The sequence below is a fragment of the Sporomusa sp. GT1 genome (assembly GCF_014634905.1).
Lineage (GTDB): Bacteria > Bacillota > Negativicutes > Sporomusales > Sporomusaceae > Sporomusa > Sporomusa sphaeroides.
In genome coordinates, this window is sequence record NZ_BMBX01000004.1 from 223681 (window position 1) to 241173 (window position 17493).

Consider the following 17493-nt stretch of genomic DNA (forward strand, 5'->3'; position numbering starts at 1 on the left):
TCCTGCCACAGCTTTTACCCAAAGGCAAGTTGTACTAAAAGCATATAGAGTACTGTGCCGCCGCCAATACTGAGAAGGGTATTATTCAGTTTCAAGTGCAGCAGTACAATTGCGCCGATGGCTATGGCTTCAGGAATACCGTAAGGGGCAGCTAAAGGGGATACATTTTTCAAACAATACACGATTAAAAGCCCGATGGCCGCAAAGGGCAAGGTTTTGCCCAGATAGAGGATATATGCCGGCGTTTTATTGCTGTCAGGAAACAGAATAAACGGCAACGCTCTTGTCAGAAGCGTTCCGAAAGCAATGACCGCAATAATAAGCAAAGACTGCTGGACTGTCTGGATCATTCTGCCGCTCTCCTTTCAAGCCTTGCTCTAAGCAGGGTTAATAGCACAACAATCATTATCATAGACGGAATAATAAAGTTACCGGCACCAAAAAGCAACAGACACAGCGCCGATGCAGCTATACCGATAATAGCCGGGGCATGGTATTTCTGCGATTTCCATTGTTCGATAAAGATGACTACAAACAGCGCGGTCATAACAAAGTCGATGCCCTTGGTGTTAAAGGCGACCATGGAACCCAAAATCCCGCCCAAGGCGGAGCCAATGACCCAGTAGGCCTGATTGAGCAGGCTGATAAAAAACATGAACCAGCCGCGGTCTACGTCCTGAGGCGGTTCGGCCGAACAAAGTATCGAAAAGGTTTCGTCAGTAAGTCCGAAAATCAAATACGGTTTTTTCCTGCCTGTCCCACTGAATTGTCTGAGCATAGAAATACCATAAAACAGGTGCCTGGCATTAACTACCAGGGTTATTAGCAAGGCAGACAACGGTTGAAAAACTGTCGTGAGCAGACCGATTGCCACAAATTGCATGGCTCCCGCATAAATTACGGTACTCATTACAATTGCCCAGCCCACAGAATATCCTTTACTGCTTAATAATATGCCAAAGGCAAAACCAAGAAAAAGATAACCTGTTAAAACAGGAATCGTATGTGGAAAAGCCGCTTTCAGGGCTTTCATCTTTTCTCCCATAATCATAATCCCCACTATTCTCTATAATTGCCAACAATGCTGTTAGTCTTGTGTGCACAAGTCATGCTTTTACCCATAAGCCCTGCTGTTCTATTTATCCACATGCACAACATTCCGACTTATCCACAGAAAAAAGCTTGTTTTTTAAGTATCCGGTAACCCCTATACTGCTTTTTCCCCACAACTTCCACAAAGTTATCCCCAAAAACAGGTGTTTTGGGGATAACTTTGTGGATAACTTGTGTAAACCGGTGAAAAAAAGTAAAGCGTGACGCTTTCGTCACGCTACCGGCCGGCTCCAATCTACATGTACGCCTGTTCTGCCCCAGATGCGGGTGAGGGCGGTTTTAAGACTTTCCACACTTTCCGCCGGGCGGATGGTTTCCTCGCGGAAATCCAAGAGCCCTTCACCGGGAACCCGGATAACATGTTCTGCTGCCAGGTAGGTTTCAATGATTTGGCGGACAGCCGCGTCATCAAATATCACTTTCACCGTTTTACTTGCTTGATCATATTCAATATAACCGCATTTGTTGTTATACTGAACAGCCACCTTAAAATTATTTTCCACAGTATCGCCTCTTTCCTCTGTTCCGCTTTAAAAAATCAGCATCATAATCATAGAAACACATTATTTCCACATATCCTAATATTATACCGGCAGGGTGCAAAATCCTGCCGGTATAAACTGCTTATTCCACGGCCCGGCGGTACATCGGTTTAAGCCGCTGCTCCATGGTGATATCCGGTGTTTGGGCATCTGCCTGAGCCTGAGTATAAAATTCCTTTTGTGAATTGATGGCTTTGCCGCGCCTGTCAACCCGCCGGTAGGTACCGTCTTTTCTCATAATATAGGCCTTTTGATTGTCGGCCAGTGTTAGGTCCAGCATATCTTTGATCCGTTTAATGTGCTCTGGATCTTCGACCGGGAAAAAGAGCTCCACACGTTCGTTGAGATTGCGCGGCATCCAGTCGGCGCTGGATAAGAATATCCGCTCATCGCCGCCATTACCGAAATAAATAATGCGGTGATGTTCTAAAAACCGGCCGACAATGCTGCGTACCGTGATATTGTGGCTAACGCCGGCCACTCCCGGTCTGAGTACGCAAATTCCCCGGACGATGAGGTCAATTTTAACCCCTTTGCAGGAGGCTTCATACAGCTTTAAGACAATATCCTTATCCACAAGTGAGTTCATTTTAGCAATAATGTGACCGCCGCTGCCGGTCTGGGCAAATTCGATTTCGCGATCAATAAGTTCCTTAATTTTCTCCCGGAGTCCCAGCGGGGCAACCACAATTTTGTTCCACACCGGCGGGTCGGAATATCCTGACAGTACATTGAAGAAGGCTGACGCATCGGCACCAAACTGCTCGTTGGCGGTAAACAGCCCCATATCGGTATAGATTTTGGCCGTAGCGTCATTATAGTTGCCTGTGCCCATATGGACATAACGCTTAATACCGTCCTGTTCCTGTCTGACAACCAATACCATTTTTGCGTGGGTTTTGAGGCCAACCAGGCCGTAAATGACATGGCAGCCTGCTTCTTCCAGACGTTTGGCCCACAGGATATTATTCTCCTCATCAAAACGGGCTTTTAGCTCGACAAGTACCGTAACCTGCTTGCCATTTTCGGCTGCCTGCGCCAAAGCTTTGACGATAGGCGAGTTGCCGCTGACCCGGTACAGGGTTTGTTTGATTGCCAGGACCTTCGGGTCCCAGGCAGCCTGCCGGACAAACTCCATAACCGGCTGAAAGGACTCATACGGATGATGTAATAAAATGTCCTGCTGCTTGATGGCCTCATATAAGTCGACAACACCCGCAAGCTCCTTCGGCGGGTAGGACACTACCGGACTGTGCCGCAAATGCTCAAGCCCGGGCAGATCACTAAATTTAAAGAAACAAGCCGCATCCAGCGGACCGGAGATTTCGTAGACATCCTGTTCTTCAATATTCAGGTTATGCACCAGCAATTGCTTTAAAGGCCTGTTGCTGGTTTTGCCGATTTCCAGTCTCACGGCCTGGCCGCGTTTTCGCTGGCGCAGCGATTTCTCAACCTCGGCCAGCAGGTCTTCCGCGTCCTCTTCATCAATGGAAAGGTCGGCATTTCTGGTTATGCGAAAAGGCACTACATCTTTAATGTTATATCCATGGAATAAATGACCGCAATAATGCTTGATAATATCCTCCAGGAAGACAAACTGCCGCTTAGCACCGGCAGAGGGAGCCTCCACAATCCGCGGCAGTACGGCAGGGACCTGGACAACGGCGGCATGGTCATCGCCGGCTTCCTGGCATAACAATATCGCAAGATTCAGGCTGCGATTGGCCAAAAAGGGAAACGGATGACCGGCATCCACTGCCATCGGGGTAATAACCGGGAAAATGGTGTTATTGAAAAAGTTCTCCATCCATTCCTGTGCCCGTTCATCCAGACTGGCGATATCCTTAAACGCAATATCCTTCTCTTCCAGCTCGGACATTATATTTTTCAAATACCGGTACTGGATCTTAACCAGTTCGTGGGTGTCTTCGGTAATGCAAATCAATTGCTGGCTCGCCGATAAACCGGCAGCGTCAACCTTATTGATCCCGCCTTCCAGCCGATGTTTGAGGCCGGCTACACGAATCATAAAAAATTCATCCAGGTTAGAGCTGGTAATGGCGATAAATTTGAGACGTTCCAGCAGCGGTGTAGGTTTAACATCGGCTTCGCCTAACACCCGCCGGTTGAACTTAAGCCAGCTTAACTCCCGGTTGAAAAAATATTCCGGGTCATCATGTATATCACAACTTTTGTCTTTGTCCACTGTCGCTACCCTACCTTTCTGATTAATGTCGCCTTAATGCCAAAAACATCTTCGAAAAAGTCGGCTTTATCGGCAAAAGTCCAACCTTCCAGCGACATATCCTCACTGCTGGTTACAGTAATGACAAGTTCATCACCGCGAAAAGCAACCTCTGCTTCACTGATCTTCTGCCGGTGGCTGCGGTCAAGAGCATCGGCCAGCCGGATGATCGCCGAAAGCTTAGCAACTGTAACTTTCTGATTTGGCGTCAAATAAGCAAAGGTGGGGTCATTATCGGAGGGAGTTCCTTTGGAGTGATAGTAGGCGATATTCGCAACTACATGTTTTTCAGCTTCGGAAAAGCCCATAAAATCGGAGGATATAATCAGCCGGTAGGAATAGAAATAGTGTTTCCTCAGGTTCACATGTTTACCAATGTCATGAAGAATGGCGGCAACCTTTAACAGCAGGCGGTGACGCTCGCCTAAACCGTGAATGCGCGCCAATTTATCAAATAAGAGCAGCGACCACTTTTCCACAGCGGCTGCATGGACAGGGTCATAGTAATATCTCTTGCCAATTTCCCAGCACAGGCTGATAAGCTGGTCCTGGATAAGCTGCTTATGTTCATGTCCGGTTTTTTCGGCAATATGCTTAACAACAACGCCATCCATAAACTGATCACTTAAGATCAGCATTTCTTGCGGATTTGTCAGGGACAGGACCTGCTTATACAATACAATGGTTGGCAGCACCATTTCCGCCTTATTTTCGGGCAGTTGAAAGTTTTTTATGATTTGCGGCAGGTTAAGCGAACGCACCTGCTTATAGAGGCTGTCAAATTCAGACAAACTGACAAAAGTAATCTTGCCTTGGTCCTTGCCCAGCATTTTCACCAGCAGCTTGGTTTCAGTGCCTGACAAAACCAGACGTTTGATACTATGCTGCCTCATTTCCTTTTCTACCGGTTCGATGGTACTCTTGATGTATTCGGAAAGCGCCTGATGAAAGTGGGCGGAGTCGCGCTGGCTTTTATCAAAGCTTTCCTTAATGCGCAGCGCACCAATGTGAATGTTCTGCTGGTAGGTAAGATTGCCGTCTTTGTACAGGGTAAAGCCCAGACCGCCTGAGGAAATATCGACAAACAGCATACAATCACAGGAGTTCATCAGTCCCCGGTCGTTCACGGTTTTAACCAGTGATACGTATTTGTAAAATATTTCTTGCGGCATTTCAAAAACTTCTACCGAAAAGCCGGTTTTGATTTTAATCTGGTCGATGATATACGGCTGGTTCTGAGCTTCCCGGATAGCCGTGGTGGCTACCAGGCGGTAGTCCCGCACACCATATTCGGACAACAGACGGCGATAGCCTTTTAGCAGTTCACAAATCTCACTTACGGCGCTAAAGCTGACGCGTCCTGTTTTAAAAGTTTCCTCACCCAACATGACCTGGCGATAACTTTGTTCCACAATTCTGAAATCATCCAGATTGGTATATTCCACAATCTGGACGCCAATTTGTTCTGATCCGACATGAATAGCGGCAAACCTTTCGGGTGCATGTCTGGCCATATGGCCCCTCCTAAACGCTAGTATAATTTCTATAATATTCAAATCTTCGACAATTAGAACTAAAATTCCTGTATTTTTTTGTTTCTTAACACTGAATTAACTGTAAATTAACACAATCCCGGCCACTCCTTGGAGTTTGCCGCATATTTGTTACTAGCCTGTTACTAGCTTAGAAATATTTAGATAATCTATACTGGTTTTATAAGTAAAAAATGCACCCCTAAGGGTGCAAAATTATAATTAGTGCACGAAAAAGCTGTATCTGCCGCCGCACTCATTTTATATATAGCAGATATTGCCGTCAAATAGTTTGCCGCCAATCTCCAGGCGATCTGTATACTGCCACATGTAGCCCTTGATATCATCATTTTTTGACCATTGGGCATTCCACACGGCACAGCCTAGCGACCGCCAATCAATATAATCACAAAGCCAAAAATAGGAGGCGTAAACACCGCAATCCAAACCAACATTGTCAATAAAAGCTTTACACATGGCCGTTATCTCTGCTCTGTCAAAGGCAAAGCCTTTTCTTGTTTTGTAGCCATCTGCATCCTCCATGTCAAACCATACCGGCATTTCAAATAATTGCCCGGTACTGTCAATTGCTTCCCGGCAGTTAGCTGCCTCCTGGATTGCATCCGCTACACTCAATGCATAAGAGTAGTGATAGGCGCCAACCTTCAAGCCAACAGCCTTTGCTCCGGCCACGTGCTGAGCAAACATTGGGTCTTTCGACTGCAAACCATAAGAACTGCGGACGATTACAAATTCAATACCGGCAGCTTCGACTGCTTGCCAATCTACCACACCGTTATGATAACTTACGTCAATACCCTTCATTAGTACACTACCTCCTTTATGATACTATATGTTACTGATGCAAATCCGGCGTATCAGCCGCCCTTTGAATTTTCTGATTATCGCGAACCCCGCTTGAAGGTGACGCACCGCCTATCAACCAAGTACGGCTATGTAGGGTAAAGCAGTTGGTCAGTATCACCTCCAAAAATAATTACTACAGATATGTGGCAAACTAAATTAGGAGGTGGTTAATAATGTTCTGTCATCATCATAGGCGCTCGCATCAACGTGAATGCGGTTGTGGCGACTCACCATTATTAAAAGTCCTGGCTATAGGTGCTTTAGTGTATGTTGGCATAAAAGCCTACCATCACCATCAAATCTATCACCGAGACTAGCCTCCAAAGCCTGGGTTAACTACCCAGGCTTTTATTTATGGTAAAAGAAAAACGTCCCGAAGGACGTTAGGGCTTCACCGAATCGTTATATTCTTCCATCTTGTTTCTAAACGCTTCAATTGCTCGTTTTGATTCGGGTGAATTAACACCCTTCTTACTAACTGTTTCATGAAGTATTTCTTGTAATCGCTCTACTTCTTTCCACAATTCTTTTTGCTCTTGCATACTGGTTCCCTGCCTTTATGAACTATAAGTCTATTATAACACGGAACATATGTTTGCGCCATAAAAAACCCGGTTAAAGAAGCTATATTTTTTTAAAATCATCCACATCTATCCCAAGTTTTGTTTTCGAAAACTCTTTAAACAATTTCTCACTAACAGCAATCAGCTTAGCATCCCTGACCAGTTGAATTCGTTTCCCCATATCTGAGCAGCTACAGTCAAAAGGCATGTCATTATCACAAATTAAACATTTCATAATACCAACCCCTTTCGAGGATTAGATTCTGTAAAAATAAGTTATTTCCTGTCTGATTTATCACGTTTAATTAAATCATCGGTATTCTGGCGTGTGCAGCCCGGTATTTCCATGGCTGCACGTGTAGCCACAAGGTTATCGGTGATAAATTGAATTAAATCCCCGCTCTGCTTCGAATTCGTACTTCATCGATTACCTACCCGCCTGACTGCATAGAATATCAGATAACCGACAGCTAACCCACCGGCAAGCCATGAATGCCACGCCATATTATTAAAATCAACCGAAGCAAGCCATAGGATGAAAATGAACACCATTACCCAGTCAATTCGTTTGGTTTGCTTTTTCACTTTTGTTACAATGTGATCACCAAGTCTTTATTATGTCCCACCGGTTGATCACATTGTATTCACCGCCTTTCTATGTCTCAAATGTAGCATAACACTTGCTTCAGAGCAAACATTATGCTACATTTATATGTACTTTTTTAAGGGACTGTCAATCCCCAAGAGTAAACTGCCGAGTTTACTGCTAATCGGAGATATTGAACACCATTAATGGAAAAGCTAAGTATGACTCATTTCATAGGCGTAAAAAAAATATATTATGTAGAAGAATGCCAGCAAGGTTTTTACCAATCATAGCGAATATGTTACTAAATATCCTGTACGCAAATGCAGTTAGGAGTTGAAACTACTTTGACCGAACGGGTAGCAATCATTGATCTGGGGTCAAACTCAGCCCGTCTGATCGTTATGCACATTTACCACAATGGCGCTTATAATCTGGTGTATAACCAAAAAGAATCGGTACGCTTGAGCGAAGGCATGTCCGAAACAGGCGTACTTACCCATGAGGCCATGTGGCGTGCCATTGGTACTCTGAAAATTTTTGCCCATATGTGTGAGCTGGTAAACGTGGATAAGATATTGGCGGTAGCCACCGCCGCCGTGCGCAATGCAAAAAACGGCAATGAGTTTCTTGAGCTGGTGCATCAGCATACCGGTATCCCGCTCAGAGCAGTCAGCGGCGAGACGGAAGCCCATCTGGGCTATACCGGCATCATTAATACCCTGGATGTGGACAACGCCCTGCTCTTTGATTTAGGCGGCGCCAGCACCGAAGTAACCCTGATCAAAGACCGCCTGCCGGCCGCGGTTGCCAGCCTGCCGTTTGGTGCCGTCAATCTGACAGAACGCTTTAGCACCCAGGACAAAGCAAGCGAGGTACAACTCGCCGCCATGCGCGAGTATATAATCAGCCACCTGGAACGCTTGCCCTGGCTTAGACGCCTCTATCTTCCCATCGTAGGTGTCGGCGGTACCGCCCGGAATATTGCCAAAATCGACCAAAAACAAAAAAATTATCCGTTTCCCAAAGTCCATAACTACCGCTTTGGCTCCATGGCCTTTGACGAGGTGTGGCGGGGACTGGTTAAAACCAATATGGCCCAACGCCGCAAGTACCCCGGCCTAAGCAGTGAGCGGGCTGATATTATTATCGCCGGCACAACCATTGTCAAAGCACTGCTCGAAGTATCGCAAGCCACCAATATTATTATTAGCGGCTGTGGCGTGCGTGAGGGCATGTTCCTGGAGCATTACCTGGCCCAGCAGCAGCAGCCCGGACTCATTCCCGATATTCTGCTGCACTCCACCCGCAATATGTTATTATTTTATAAAGGCAATGAAGCCCATGCCGAGCATGTAGCCAGACTGGCCGAGACCATGTTTGACAAATGGCACTCGATTTTGCGGTTAACCAGCCGGGACCGGAAACTGCTCCGGGTAGCCTCCTTGCTGCATGATATTGGCATTACCATCAATTACTATGATCATGCCCGCCATAGCGCCTACCTTGTTGAGAATGCCCGCTTATTCGGCCTGACCCACCGGGAGCAGATGCTGGTGGCCGTAGTGGCCGGCTGGCATAACGGCGCCTCTGCCAAATATGTCCGCAACAAAATCTACAGCGAATTTCTTGACCAGCATAACTGGCAGACAGCCCGCAAAATGGCCCTGCTCCTGGCGCTGGCCGAAAGTCTGGAAACAACCCAGCTTGGCCTGGTACAGGATGTTGAACCCTCGATCACCGGCAGCCAGGCCGTGTTAAAGCTGATCACCGATGACCCGGTAAGCATTGAACGCCAGGCCGCAGCCCAGCACCGCAAGTGGTTTAAAAAAGAACTGGGGTTTGATCTGATTATCGAGTAACCCGGTGCCGGCTAAAAATCTGTTTGCCGTACATATTTACCAAAATCTAGAATAATACTACAGTAAGACTATAAGCATGACTGCTGCGAATAGGAGGAACGGTATGCCCCCATCTTTGACTGCCACAGCCTCAAGTCTTACACTTTTAACAAAATTTATCCGCGAGGTATTTCCGCTTGTTGATCATGAATTAGACAATTGGCATAGCTATGCAACCGAACATGGTATGCGCGAATTGGCCGACCAGGCTCTGGCCAGCATACAGTCGAAAAAATTTCATTGCCAGGGCGGCAGTGTCTATAGTCTGTACAAAGGAGTGCCCACCCGCGATTTTGTCCGGCTGGTCGTAGCACTCCAGACCATCAGCGATTATCTGGATAACCTGTGCGACCGGGCCGGTATTGCCGATGAAGCAGCCTTTCGCCAATTGCATCTGGCCATGACTGACGCGCTTGATCCGGACAGACCGGTTAGTGATTATTATGCCGCCTATCCGTATAAAGATGATGGCGGCTACCTGCCCAAGCTGGTCATGACCTGCCGGCAGGAAGTAGCAAAGCTGCCGTCCTACCACCTGGTCAAAACGGAAATTCTCCGTCAGGCTGAATTATACAGTGAGCTGCAAACCTATAAGCACCTGGACTCGTCGGTTCGGGAAGAAAAAATGCTAACCTGGATAAACCGGCATCTCCCCGGCTATCCGGAGCTTACCCCCTGGGAATTTGCGGCCGCCACCGGCTCCACGCTGGGTATGTTTATGCTCAGCGCCGCCGCTCACAATCCCAGCCTGACCCCGCAAGCTGTCAGCCAAATTGCCGCAGCCTATTTTCCCTGGATTAACGGCCTGCATATTCTCTTGGATTATTTCATAGATGAGGCCGAAGACCGGTTAGGCGGCGACCTTAATTTCGTATTTTATTATACCAGTCCGGAGGAAACCCTGGCACGGCTGACATACTTTACCGAGCAGGCCCGGACTCAGGCCCACGGGCTGCCGGAGGCAGCCTTTCCCCAGACAGTGGTTGACGGCTTACTGGCTATGTATCTATCCGACCCCAAAGCCGATGTGGCACCAACCCGCGCTATCCGCGACAGTCTGCTGCGCGCCGCCGGGCTTTACCCCCGCTTGATGTACCGACTATGCCGCTTGCTTAGAAAAAAGAATTTGCTGTAAATAAAAAGTGAGATTGCTTGCTGCGCCGAACGCCAAGCAATCTCACTTTATTGTTTTTAGTAATGGTTCTCTTACTGCTTGCTCTGTCCGGCAGTTTTGATAATTGCCAGCGCCAGCTCGCCAATATTGTACAGGTCTTCTTCCCTGATGAATTCGTCGGTGGTATGCACCTTGGACATACCGGTACCCAGTACCGCTGTCGGCACCCCGTAGCTGTTAAAATAGTTGGCGTCACTGCCGCCGCCGGTTGCCTTAATGACAGGTTTGAGGCCAATACTTTCCACCGCCTTGCGGGCCAGTACCACCACCGGTGCTGTTTCCGGCAGTACATAGGCGTCATATTCCTTGCCAATAACTACTTCGGCCCGGCCGCCGGCCGCTTTGGCAGTTTCTTCAAAGACTTGGCGCATATGCTCGGTTTGTGCAGCCAATTTCTCTTTATTGCGGCTGCGGGCTTCGGCTTTAATTTCAACCACATCGGGCACAATATTGGTCGCGGTCCCCCCCTGGATAACACCGATATTGGCCGTAGTTTCCGAATCAATGCGTCCGTCTTTAAGCTGTGCCAGCGCTTTACCTGCCAATACAATGGCGTTTATGCCCTCTTCCGGGGCAACACCCGCATGGGCCTTTTTCCCATAAACAGTAATATCAATCTTGTTTTGACCGGGAGCCATATTGACAATTTCACCCGGCAAGCCGCTGGAGTCCAGAGCATAGCCGAAATCAGCCTTGAGCAGCGCCGGATTCAAGCTTTTCGAGCCGTTAAGACCGCCTTCCTCTGCTACCGTAAAGACCACTTGAATATTACCGTGAGGAATGCTTTGCTCCTTGACCAGACGCAGTGCCTCCAGGATGGCAACCACTCCCGACTTGTCGTCAGACCCGAGTATTGTATCCCCGGCCGAAGTAATGATCCCGTCTTTGAGCACCGGGACAATACCGCCGCAAGGTTCAACACAGTCAAGATGGGCTGTAAACAGAAGCGCCGGCGCTTCTGCCACTGTGCCGGGAAGGTATGCAAGTACATTGCCGCAGTTGCCGCCAATCTTGGCACCGGCGTCGTCTTCGGAAACCTCCAGGTGTAAATCTGCCAGTTTTTGTTTTACTACATCGGCCACCTGGCGTTCCGCCCGGGTGGAACACTTAATTTGGACCAGTTCGAAAAATTCGTCAAGCATCCGTTTACGGTTAATCATATACAACTCCTCCTACATATTTATTGACGCACCCAGTCATACTATAGGAAGTTCCGCGCTCCGCTTGGAACTAAGCGACTCACACAAGTTTTGGCGTCGCTGACGCTCCCAATAACTTGGTTCGCTGCTTATTGCAGAAAGGGTGCTTATCATGCCAAAAACCATCATGTTAGCCACACCTTGCGCCAGACTGGCTGACGAACTTACCGCCCAGGGCTTCCGGATAGTTGACAGTACCTGCCATTCCCGGCCCGGACAGGCAGTTGACGCTTATTTATACACCAGTTACCGCCCCGGCACCGAGGCGCTGCTGTCAACTCACCCCGAGCCTGCCGATATCAGCATCGGGAACTATCATGAACCCATAGCAGACCATCCTGCCACTATTATGCTCAATATTACCGGTCTAAACTCCGGCCAGGTTATCGACACCCTGCGTCACCGGCTGGCACGCCGCCCCCGGTTGTAGGTAACAGTCCTGCTGCTTTGGCTTTATTTGTTTGTTCTTTGCTCCAGCAGTTTTCCGCGCATAATTATCGAATGACCAAAACGTCCCTTGAGCTGATCTACTACAGCAGTAACCTTTTCCCGCTTCTCGTTTACTTCATTAAACAAATCCAGTTGATTACAGCCTTCGCTGAGATGGGAGACGGTAATGCCAAGCAGCCTGACACCTTCCTGTATGGGGACCTTCTCCATGATCATTTTCGCTGTTTCGTAGATCACTTCATCCAAGTTAACGGGGGTTTGCAAGGTCAGGCTCCTGGTTATGGTATGAAAGGACGAATACCTAATCTTTACGGTAACCGTCCTGCCGCTTAATCCGGCCTGCCGCAAGCGCCAGCCTGTTTTTTCAGCAAGCGCCAGCAATTCTGCCTCGATATTTTCTTTCGACCATATATCCTGCAAAAAGGTGTTTTCACTCCCAATGCTTTTGGCTTCCCTGTCCGGCACTACCGGTCTGTCATCCTTTCCCCAGGCCAGCTTAAACAGCTCGGCTCCGTACTTTCCCAGCAAACGTTCAAGGACGGTGCTATCCAGAGTGCGTACATCCGCAACTGTTTTCACCCCGATATGTTTCAGGCTGCGCGCCGTTGCCTCACCGACACCCCACAGCTTGGTTACCGGCATAGGTGCCAGGAGGTCAATTTCCTCGCCCGGTTTGATAATCACCAAGCCATCCGGTTTTTTTAAATCAGATGCTAATTTTGCCAGAAACTTGTTGTGCGATACACCTATTGATACGGTAATGTTTATTTCTTTTCTGATTTGGTCTTTTATTCTGCAGGCAATGTCTGCGACGCCGCCCGGATAAAGCAGTTCCATGCCTGTCAAATCCATAAAGCATTCATCTAAGGAAAGCGGCTCCACCAAAGGCGAGAAGCTCTCATAGATTTGCCTGATTTGCTCAGATACATACGCATATTTCCGCATGTCGGGAGATAGAAATATTCCCTGCGGACATCGCTGTTTTGCTTCCCGCATAGACATGGCGGAATGCACACCGAATCGCCGGGCCTCATAGCTGCAGGTGGCGACAACACCACGGCCTTCCAGGCCGCCAACGATAACCGGCTTGCCATGATACCCGCGATCCCTTTGCTCAATCGCGGCATAGAAACAATCTGCGTCTGAATGAAGTATCCAGCGAGACCGCTTTTGCTCCATGACCTCACCTCTTGCTCATTATATCATAGAACCCCTGGGGCCATATTATTTTCTTTGATTTTCACCCCATATATGATACACTTTATTCAGCAGGAGGAGGGTTTATCATGAAATGGAAAATTGGTTTATGTTTACTAGCCTTTGTGGTTTCCCTGGTTCCCACTGTTTCGGCACAGATTCAGCCAATTATCTGGTCGGAGTCCATCCGGAAAACCGAAAAGCCTGTAACTACTCTCCTGAATCTTTCTGACTATATGGTGATAAAATCTGATCGCACCCTGTCTATCAACCTGGGTGACGGACTGCCGATAACCGCCATCGATTTCCGGCCTGATAACAATCAAACCGTACATATGAATAAGCAGGATTTTCTGTTTAATATCCACCTGTCAGACAGCCTTGATAAAATTCTTAATATCCCGTTTGGCGAAACTAAGTTTAACTAACCTCAAGAAGTCCTGTGCGGCAAGCCGCAGGGACTTTTTTTGCTTACCGGCGCAATGCCGGCTGCTGTATTATCGGCCGAAATACCGGAATACCTTAGACAAAATGTACTCCACCATTTCCTCGCCCGGCAACTCATTGACCTTTACAAATTCAAGGTCGAATTCAATGCTGGTCAGTTTGACAAAAGGTACTAACGCATGGTTTGTCTGTAAAAAAGCCGGTGAGTGGAAGGTATGGGCAATGGCCTGTTTTTCACCGGCAGGCATTCCCCGGCGCTGTTTGCTGTAGCTGTCAAATATACCTTGTACCGAATCCACGCAATGGCCTTGTCCGTCATAGATAAAGGCATACTTTGGCTGCTTCATGACCTGCACCTGCTCATCACCGATGCCTGCCTTTTCCTTCTCGTGTTTGACCCATTCCTTGTCCACATTAATCCGTACATGCTCAATGACCGGCTCTACTATATCCTGAGCCGCAGGCGCAAACAATTCATACAGGATAATTCCGGCAGAGTCCGCCATATCTTTAATATCTTTTTTATATACAGGCTGGGTAACCAGCACCCCTACTGTGTGCCCGGGAATATCCCTGATAATCCGCAGCAGGGCGAACAGTTCATCAAGAGTTGCCGTTTCTCTGGCCTGGATGACGGTCTTGTAGGTAAGTTCGCCATCGTTAAATTCCCAGTAGACATCGGTCTGATGCTCTGAAGTCTTGCCCTGAAGCAGCGAATTATGCCTGACAGCAAGCGTCTGCACCGCGGTTCCGCGTCCGATGGCTTCGTATATATCACGGACAACCTGTTCGTAATAGAGCTTAGTATCCATCAAATCAACACCACCATTATATACTCTTTATCTTATACTCTGAATCAATACTCCCGCCGCTACAGGCGGCGTCAGTTCAGGTGGAGCAGACTCTCCACCTGAACCCCCGATGTTTCAGCTTTGCTGAAACGAGTTCACTTCCTGCTCTGCCTGTCGCGGGTATTGTTAGTATGCCCGCAGACCGGTCAGTCACCCGCAAAACTTGTCCGGTATACTTCCCGCCGCAAAACATAACTTTTAGTAAAGTCGCCGGGCTCCAGCCGTTCCTGCTCCCGGACAAATTGTTCGGTTTTGGCACTAAGATTATCCAGATAGTGCAGCAGCTCGGCTTCCAGCAGCATGGGTGCTACCGGACTGCCCCACTCGGCCTGTCCATGGTGGGAAAGAATACAGTGTTTGAGGATTACATCAACTTCTTCCTCAACCTGCGCTTCCCGGCAAGCCTGCCCCACCAGCTCCATTCCCAGGGAAATATGACGCAGCAGCTTGCCCTCTTTCGTAAAGCCAACAGGCAGTCCCAGGGCATCGACCGCAATCTCCCGGACCTTCCCGATATCATGAACCAGGGCCGCCGCCAGTAACAGGTCTTTGTTAATCCGGTCATTACGGGCACACTGGTCCAAAGCCGCTTCCGCCACCTCCAGCGTATGCTGCAGCAAGCCGCCAATATAGGCATGGTGGTTTCTTACCGCTCCCGGATGGCGTTTGAACTGTTCGGCAAAGGAAGTGTTGGTGGAAAAAATCCATACCAGCATTTGCCGCAGCCTGTTATGGCGCACACCGGCGATAATATCCTCCAGCTGCTGATACATGCCGCCAATATCCCGCGGGGCCATCAGCCCCAAACTTTGCAGCGACTGATCAATTTCCTGCGGCGAAGGCACATACACCCTGTCAATAGTCAGCTGCGGGCTCTCTTTAAAATAATCCAGCGTGGCTTCCAGGCCCAGGATGCTGTTTTGCTGAAACAGCGCAGCGCTCTCAGCCGGTATATCCCAATATTTTGCCGGTATATCAAAACTAGGATCACTCACAACGCAATCGCCGTAAGCCTTGCCGTTTTTGGCGGTTTTAACCTCAAATCTGGCTACCTGATAGATCCCGGCTATTCTAAATCCCTTGGGATGTTTCGTTACTTCCCCGAGTCTCATTTCGTTCTCCTCTGCCCTGTTGTACTCTTATTAGAAAAATTATCCTACATACATTCGAGGTGAAACAAAACAAGTCCTGCACAGTGTGCAGAACTTGTTTTGTTTCGTATTATAGCCTGGTGCCAAACATACAGGTAATACCTGTCATGGTATAGTCGGCTTTCTGGGTTGGAGCGGTAAGTATCTTCAAGTCTACATCTTTCACCTTACGCTCCGCGTAGGATACAGTGAACGCACTGGCCGCAGACAGCTTATAGCTGATACCTGCTTCATTCAGGGATGCGCCGCTGCCTCTAACCGCAGTAGCAAATAATGTAGCCTTATCATCCAGTTTGTGAGTAGCAGTTAACCCAACATGAAACGTCGAATGGGAAGCAGCAGCAACATAGTCTCCATAAGAAATTTTGCTATGTTCATACCCTGCAAGCAGCGAGATCGTAGGGTTTACCTTATACAGCAAGTTTATATCCATTGGCTCAGACTTGGCATAGGTAGTCAGTGAGCCTTTGCCAGGCACCAAAATGGTTTTTGTTTCTGACCGGAAATAACCCTGCTTGTATTGCAAAGCAAACTTATCGCTTAAGCCGGTAGTTATCGAATATTTGTAGCCAAAATCGCCATCGGCTTCGACATTGAAACTGCCTTGTCCCTTCACCTTGGAATTTAAGGTACTGCCAAGTTCCAGGATAATGGCTCCCTGTTCAAATACCGCCGTCGGCGATGCTGAAACCGGAGTTGCTGTCAGGACGAGTCCCATGGTTAGTGCTGCGATGATTTTACGCATTTTACCTCCTCATAATACTATGTATTCTTAGAAATAGGTCCCAAGTATCTGTGTTCACCATTGTATCACAAAATTCGACATTGTAAATGGCGACTGGACAGTCTCTTAATAAAATACTCACCTTTTCCAGCTAATTGCAATAGACTATACCAAGAACGTAAAGGGGGTATTATGTTGGCTTCTTATGACAAAATCATTAAGCACATTGTGGAGAAATTTCAAGTTGCGCTTGCACCGCTGGAGCGAATAGCAAAAAACCAGGAAATTATCATTGCCCAAAACAAGCAGGTTATTGAACTGCTGGGACAGCTAAACAACGGCCGCCTGCCTGACAGCGAGCCGGAATCTGATCTGAGCGATTGCCCTGGCGACAGCACCGGCAGCGCCGAAAGTGAAGCATAGCTTTGTGCTTATTGCCTCAGCTTCTCGTATAATAACAAAAATCAGGATACACTAACACCGGAGGTGGTAGTGTGAAGGCTGACAAATCTGACCAGCAGAGCTTTACGGAAAAATTCGCAGTAATCAAGCCGGTAAAACAAAAAGACGGTCCCTGGGAATACGAGCAGCCGCTCAAGCCCCGGCCCAAGGTATTTGAGGACAATCATCCGGCAGAGTAATGGCTGGCATAAAGAAGCAGACCAGGCTATGGAACAGTAACCTGGTCTGCTTTTTCTTTTTCAGCTTGACATTATCGGCTAACTATGAGAAATTCAAAGTAAAAGCCTAAAGGGAGGATTATACAATCGAAAACCAGCTGCAGTTAGAACAACATTGCGCTCCCTGCAAGGGGACCGGAAAAATTGGCAAAGAATCCTGCCCCGCCTGCCAAGGCAAGGGAACTGTTCTTACCGAGGAGCATTCCTGTAACGAACAAAAAAGAGTTTTGAACAAAAAAGTACCTCCTGTTAGAATACAGGGTGTAAGGCT

At 47.9% G+C, this 17493-nt stretch carries 20 protein-coding genes; 6 read left to right on the forward strand and 14 right to left on the reverse strand.

From position 1 onward, the window contains the following. Nucleotides 1–14 precede the first annotated feature (14 nt). From GT1_RS08500 to GT1_RS08540, 9 genes are all read right to left on the reverse strand, one after another. Nucleotides 15–350, reverse strand: a complete 336-nt coding sequence (locus GT1_RS08500) for a branched-chain amino acid transporter permease (RefSeq protein ID WP_075756255.1) — start codon at nucleotides 348–350, stop codon at nucleotides 15–17. Continuing rightward, nucleotides 347–1045: an AzlC family ABC transporter permease gene (locus GT1_RS08505; RefSeq protein ID WP_075756256.1), complete on the reverse strand. Its 699-nt coding sequence runs from the start codon at nucleotides 1043–1045 to the stop codon at nucleotides 347–349. The genes GT1_RS08500 and GT1_RS08505 overlap by 4 nt, the downstream gene beginning before the upstream one ends. 280 nt (nucleotides 1046–1325) lie before the next feature. Beyond that, nucleotides 1326–1616 (reverse strand): hypothetical protein, encoded by a 291-nt coding sequence (locus tag GT1_RS08510; RefSeq protein WP_075756257.1) that lies wholly within the window; start codon nucleotides 1614–1616, stop codon nucleotides 1326–1328. Between the two features lie 121 nt (nucleotides 1617–1737). Next, a complete protein-coding gene (locus tag GT1_RS08515; RefSeq protein ID WP_083945597.1) occupies nucleotides 1738–3837 on the reverse strand; it encodes an RNA degradosome polyphosphate kinase in 2100 nt (699 codons plus the stop codon). Between the two features lie 29 nt (nucleotides 3838–3866). Beyond that, nucleotides 3867–5414, reverse strand: coding sequence for an HD domain-containing protein (locus GT1_RS08520; protein ID WP_188398341.1), 1548 nt, complete (start codon nucleotides 5412–5414; stop codon nucleotides 3867–3869). A 279-nt stretch (nucleotides 5415–5693) separates the two neighbouring features. Next, entirely contained in the window at nucleotides 5694–6257 is a 564-nt protein-coding gene (locus tag GT1_RS08525) for a GH25 family lysozyme (RefSeq protein WP_188398342.1), read from the reverse strand. A 425-nt stretch (nucleotides 6258–6682) separates the two neighbouring features. Beyond that, entirely contained in the window at nucleotides 6683–6841 is a 159-nt protein-coding gene (locus GT1_RS08530; protein ID WP_158027077.1) for a hypothetical protein, read from the reverse strand. Between the two features lie 82 nt (nucleotides 6842–6923). After that, nucleotides 6924–7097 (reverse strand): hypothetical protein, encoded by a 174-nt coding sequence (locus GT1_RS08535; RefSeq protein ID WP_158027078.1) that lies wholly within the window; start codon nucleotides 7095–7097, stop codon nucleotides 6924–6926. A gap of 185 nt (nucleotides 7098–7282) precedes the next feature. Then, complete coding sequence (locus GT1_RS08540) at nucleotides 7283–7447, reverse strand: hypothetical protein (protein WP_188398343.1); 165 nt, start codon at nucleotides 7445–7447, stop codon at nucleotides 7283–7285. Nucleotides 7448–7771: 324 nt separating this feature from the next. Here GT1_RS08540 and GT1_RS08545 point away from each other — a divergent pair, with 324 nt between their 5' ends. Both GT1_RS08545 and GT1_RS08550 read left to right on the forward strand, forming a co-directional pair. Continuing rightward, a complete protein-coding gene (locus GT1_RS08545; RefSeq protein WP_223226127.1) occupies nucleotides 7772–9310 on the forward strand; it encodes a Ppx/GppA phosphatase family protein in 1539 nt (512 codons plus the stop codon). A gap of 103 nt (nucleotides 9311–9413) precedes the next feature. Then, a complete protein-coding gene (locus tag GT1_RS08550) occupies nucleotides 9414–10484 on the forward strand; it encodes a tetraprenyl-beta-curcumene synthase family protein (protein WP_188398344.1) in 1071 nt (356 codons plus the stop codon). Nucleotides 10485–10555: 71 nt separating this feature from the next. On the opposite strand, the gene GT1_RS08555 is transcribed toward GT1_RS08550, so the two are convergent. After that, nucleotides 10556–11683, reverse strand: coding sequence for a M20/M25/M40 family metallo-hydrolase (locus GT1_RS08555; RefSeq protein ID WP_188398345.1), 1128 nt, complete (start codon nucleotides 11681–11683; stop codon nucleotides 10556–10558). A gap of 151 nt (nucleotides 11684–11834) precedes the next feature. Here GT1_RS08555 and GT1_RS08560 point away from each other — a divergent pair, with 151 nt between their 5' ends. Next, the gene (locus tag GT1_RS08560; protein WP_075756264.1) at nucleotides 11835–12152 is read left to right on the forward strand and encodes a hypothetical protein; all 318 of its coding nucleotides are present in this window, start codon (nucleotides 11835–11837) and stop codon (nucleotides 12150–12152) included. Nucleotides 12153–12175: 23 nt separating this feature from the next. Here the strand turns inward: GT1_RS08560 and GT1_RS08565 are convergent, their stop codons facing one another. Continuing rightward, complete coding sequence (locus GT1_RS08565; protein ID WP_188398346.1) at nucleotides 12176–13351, reverse strand: DNA polymerase IV; 1176 nt, start codon at nucleotides 13349–13351, stop codon at nucleotides 12176–12178. A 107-nt stretch (nucleotides 13352–13458) separates the two neighbouring features. Between GT1_RS08565 and GT1_RS08570 the strand changes: the two genes are divergently transcribed. After that, complete coding sequence (locus GT1_RS08570; protein ID WP_188398347.1) at nucleotides 13459–13797, forward strand: hypothetical protein; 339 nt, start codon at nucleotides 13459–13461, stop codon at nucleotides 13795–13797. 69 nt (nucleotides 13798–13866) lie between these two features. On the opposite strand, the gene GT1_RS08575 is transcribed toward GT1_RS08570, so the two are convergent. The 3 genes from GT1_RS08575 to GT1_RS08585 form a co-directional block, all read right to left on the reverse strand. Continuing rightward, nucleotides 13867–14631 (reverse strand): hypothetical protein, encoded by a 765-nt coding sequence (locus tag GT1_RS08575; protein WP_188398348.1) that lies wholly within the window; start codon nucleotides 14629–14631, stop codon nucleotides 13867–13869. Between the two features lie 182 nt (nucleotides 14632–14813). Further along, nucleotides 14814–15779, reverse strand: a complete 966-nt coding sequence (locus tag GT1_RS08580) for a 3'-5' exoribonuclease YhaM family protein (RefSeq protein WP_188398349.1) — start codon at nucleotides 15777–15779, stop codon at nucleotides 14814–14816. Nucleotides 15780–15888: 109 nt separating this feature from the next. Beyond that, nucleotides 15889–16563 (reverse strand): hypothetical protein, encoded by a 675-nt coding sequence (locus GT1_RS08585; protein WP_188398350.1) that lies wholly within the window; start codon nucleotides 16561–16563, stop codon nucleotides 15889–15891. Nucleotides 16564–16734: 171 nt separating this feature from the next. Between GT1_RS08585 and GT1_RS08590 the strand changes: the two genes are divergently transcribed. Together GT1_RS08590 and GT1_RS08595 are read left to right on the forward strand one after the other, a co-directional pair. Then, the gene (locus GT1_RS08590) at nucleotides 16735–16965 is read left to right on the forward strand and encodes a hypothetical protein (RefSeq protein ID WP_075756270.1); all 231 of its coding nucleotides are present in this window, start codon (nucleotides 16735–16737) and stop codon (nucleotides 16963–16965) included. A 71-nt stretch (nucleotides 16966–17036) separates the two neighbouring features. Continuing rightward, entirely contained in the window at nucleotides 17037–17183 is a 147-nt protein-coding gene (locus GT1_RS08595; RefSeq protein ID WP_188398351.1) for a hypothetical protein, read from the forward strand. Nucleotides 17184–17493: the final 310 nt, after the last annotated feature.

Bases quoted from the DNA above. Each gene is read 5' to 3' on its own strand.
- GT1_RS08500 (WP_075756255.1), bottom strand. From the start codon at position 350: ATGATCCAGACAGTCCAGCAGTCTTTGCTTATTATTGCGGTCATTGCT.
- GT1_RS08505 (WP_075756256.1), bottom strand. From the start codon at position 1,045: ATGGGAGAAAAGATGAAAGCCCTGAAAGCGGCTTTTCCACATACGATT.
- GT1_RS08520 (WP_188398341.1), bottom strand. From the start codon at position 5,414: ATGGCCAGACATGCACCCGAAAGGTTTGCCGCTATTCATGTCGGATCA.
- GT1_RS08525 (WP_188398342.1), bottom strand. From the start codon at position 6,257: ATGAAGGGTATTGACGTAAGTTATCATAACGGTGTGGTAGATTGGCAA.
- GT1_RS08530 (WP_158027077.1), bottom strand. From the start codon at position 6,841: ATGCAAGAGCAAAAAGAATTGTGGAAAGAAGTAGAGCGATTACAAGAA.
- GT1_RS08535 (WP_158027078.1), bottom strand. From the start codon at position 7,097: ATGAAATGTTTAATTTGTGATAATGACATGCCTTTTGACTGTAGCTGC.
- GT1_RS08545 (WP_223226127.1), top strand. From the start codon at position 7,772: ATGCAGTTAGGAGTTGAAACTACTTTGACCGAACGGGTAGCAATCATT.
- GT1_RS08550 (WP_188398344.1), top strand. From the start codon at position 9,414: ATGCCCCCATCTTTGACTGCCACAGCCTCAAGTCTTACACTTTTAACA.
- GT1_RS08555 (WP_188398345.1), bottom strand. From the start codon at position 11,683: ATGATTAACCGTAAACGGATGCTTGACGAATTTTTCGAACTGGTCCAA.
- GT1_RS08560 (WP_075756264.1), top strand. From the start codon at position 11,835: ATGCCAAAAACCATCATGTTAGCCACACCTTGCGCCAGACTGGCTGAC.
- GT1_RS08565 (WP_188398346.1), bottom strand. From the start codon at position 13,351: ATGGAGCAAAAGCGGTCTCGCTGGATACTTCATTCAGACGCAGATTGT.
- GT1_RS08570 (WP_188398347.1), top strand. From the start codon at position 13,459: ATGAAATGGAAAATTGGTTTATGTTTACTAGCCTTTGTGGTTTCCCTG.
- GT1_RS08580 (WP_188398349.1), bottom strand. From the start codon at position 15,779: ATGAGACTCGGGGAAGTAACGAAACATCCCAAGGGATTTAGAATAGCC.
- GT1_RS08585 (WP_188398350.1), bottom strand. From the start codon at position 16,563: ATGCGTAAAATCATCGCAGCACTAACCATGGGACTCGTCCTGACAGCA.
- GT1_RS08590 (WP_075756270.1), top strand. From the start codon at position 16,735: ATGTTGGCTTCTTATGACAAAATCATTAAGCACATTGTGGAGAAATTT.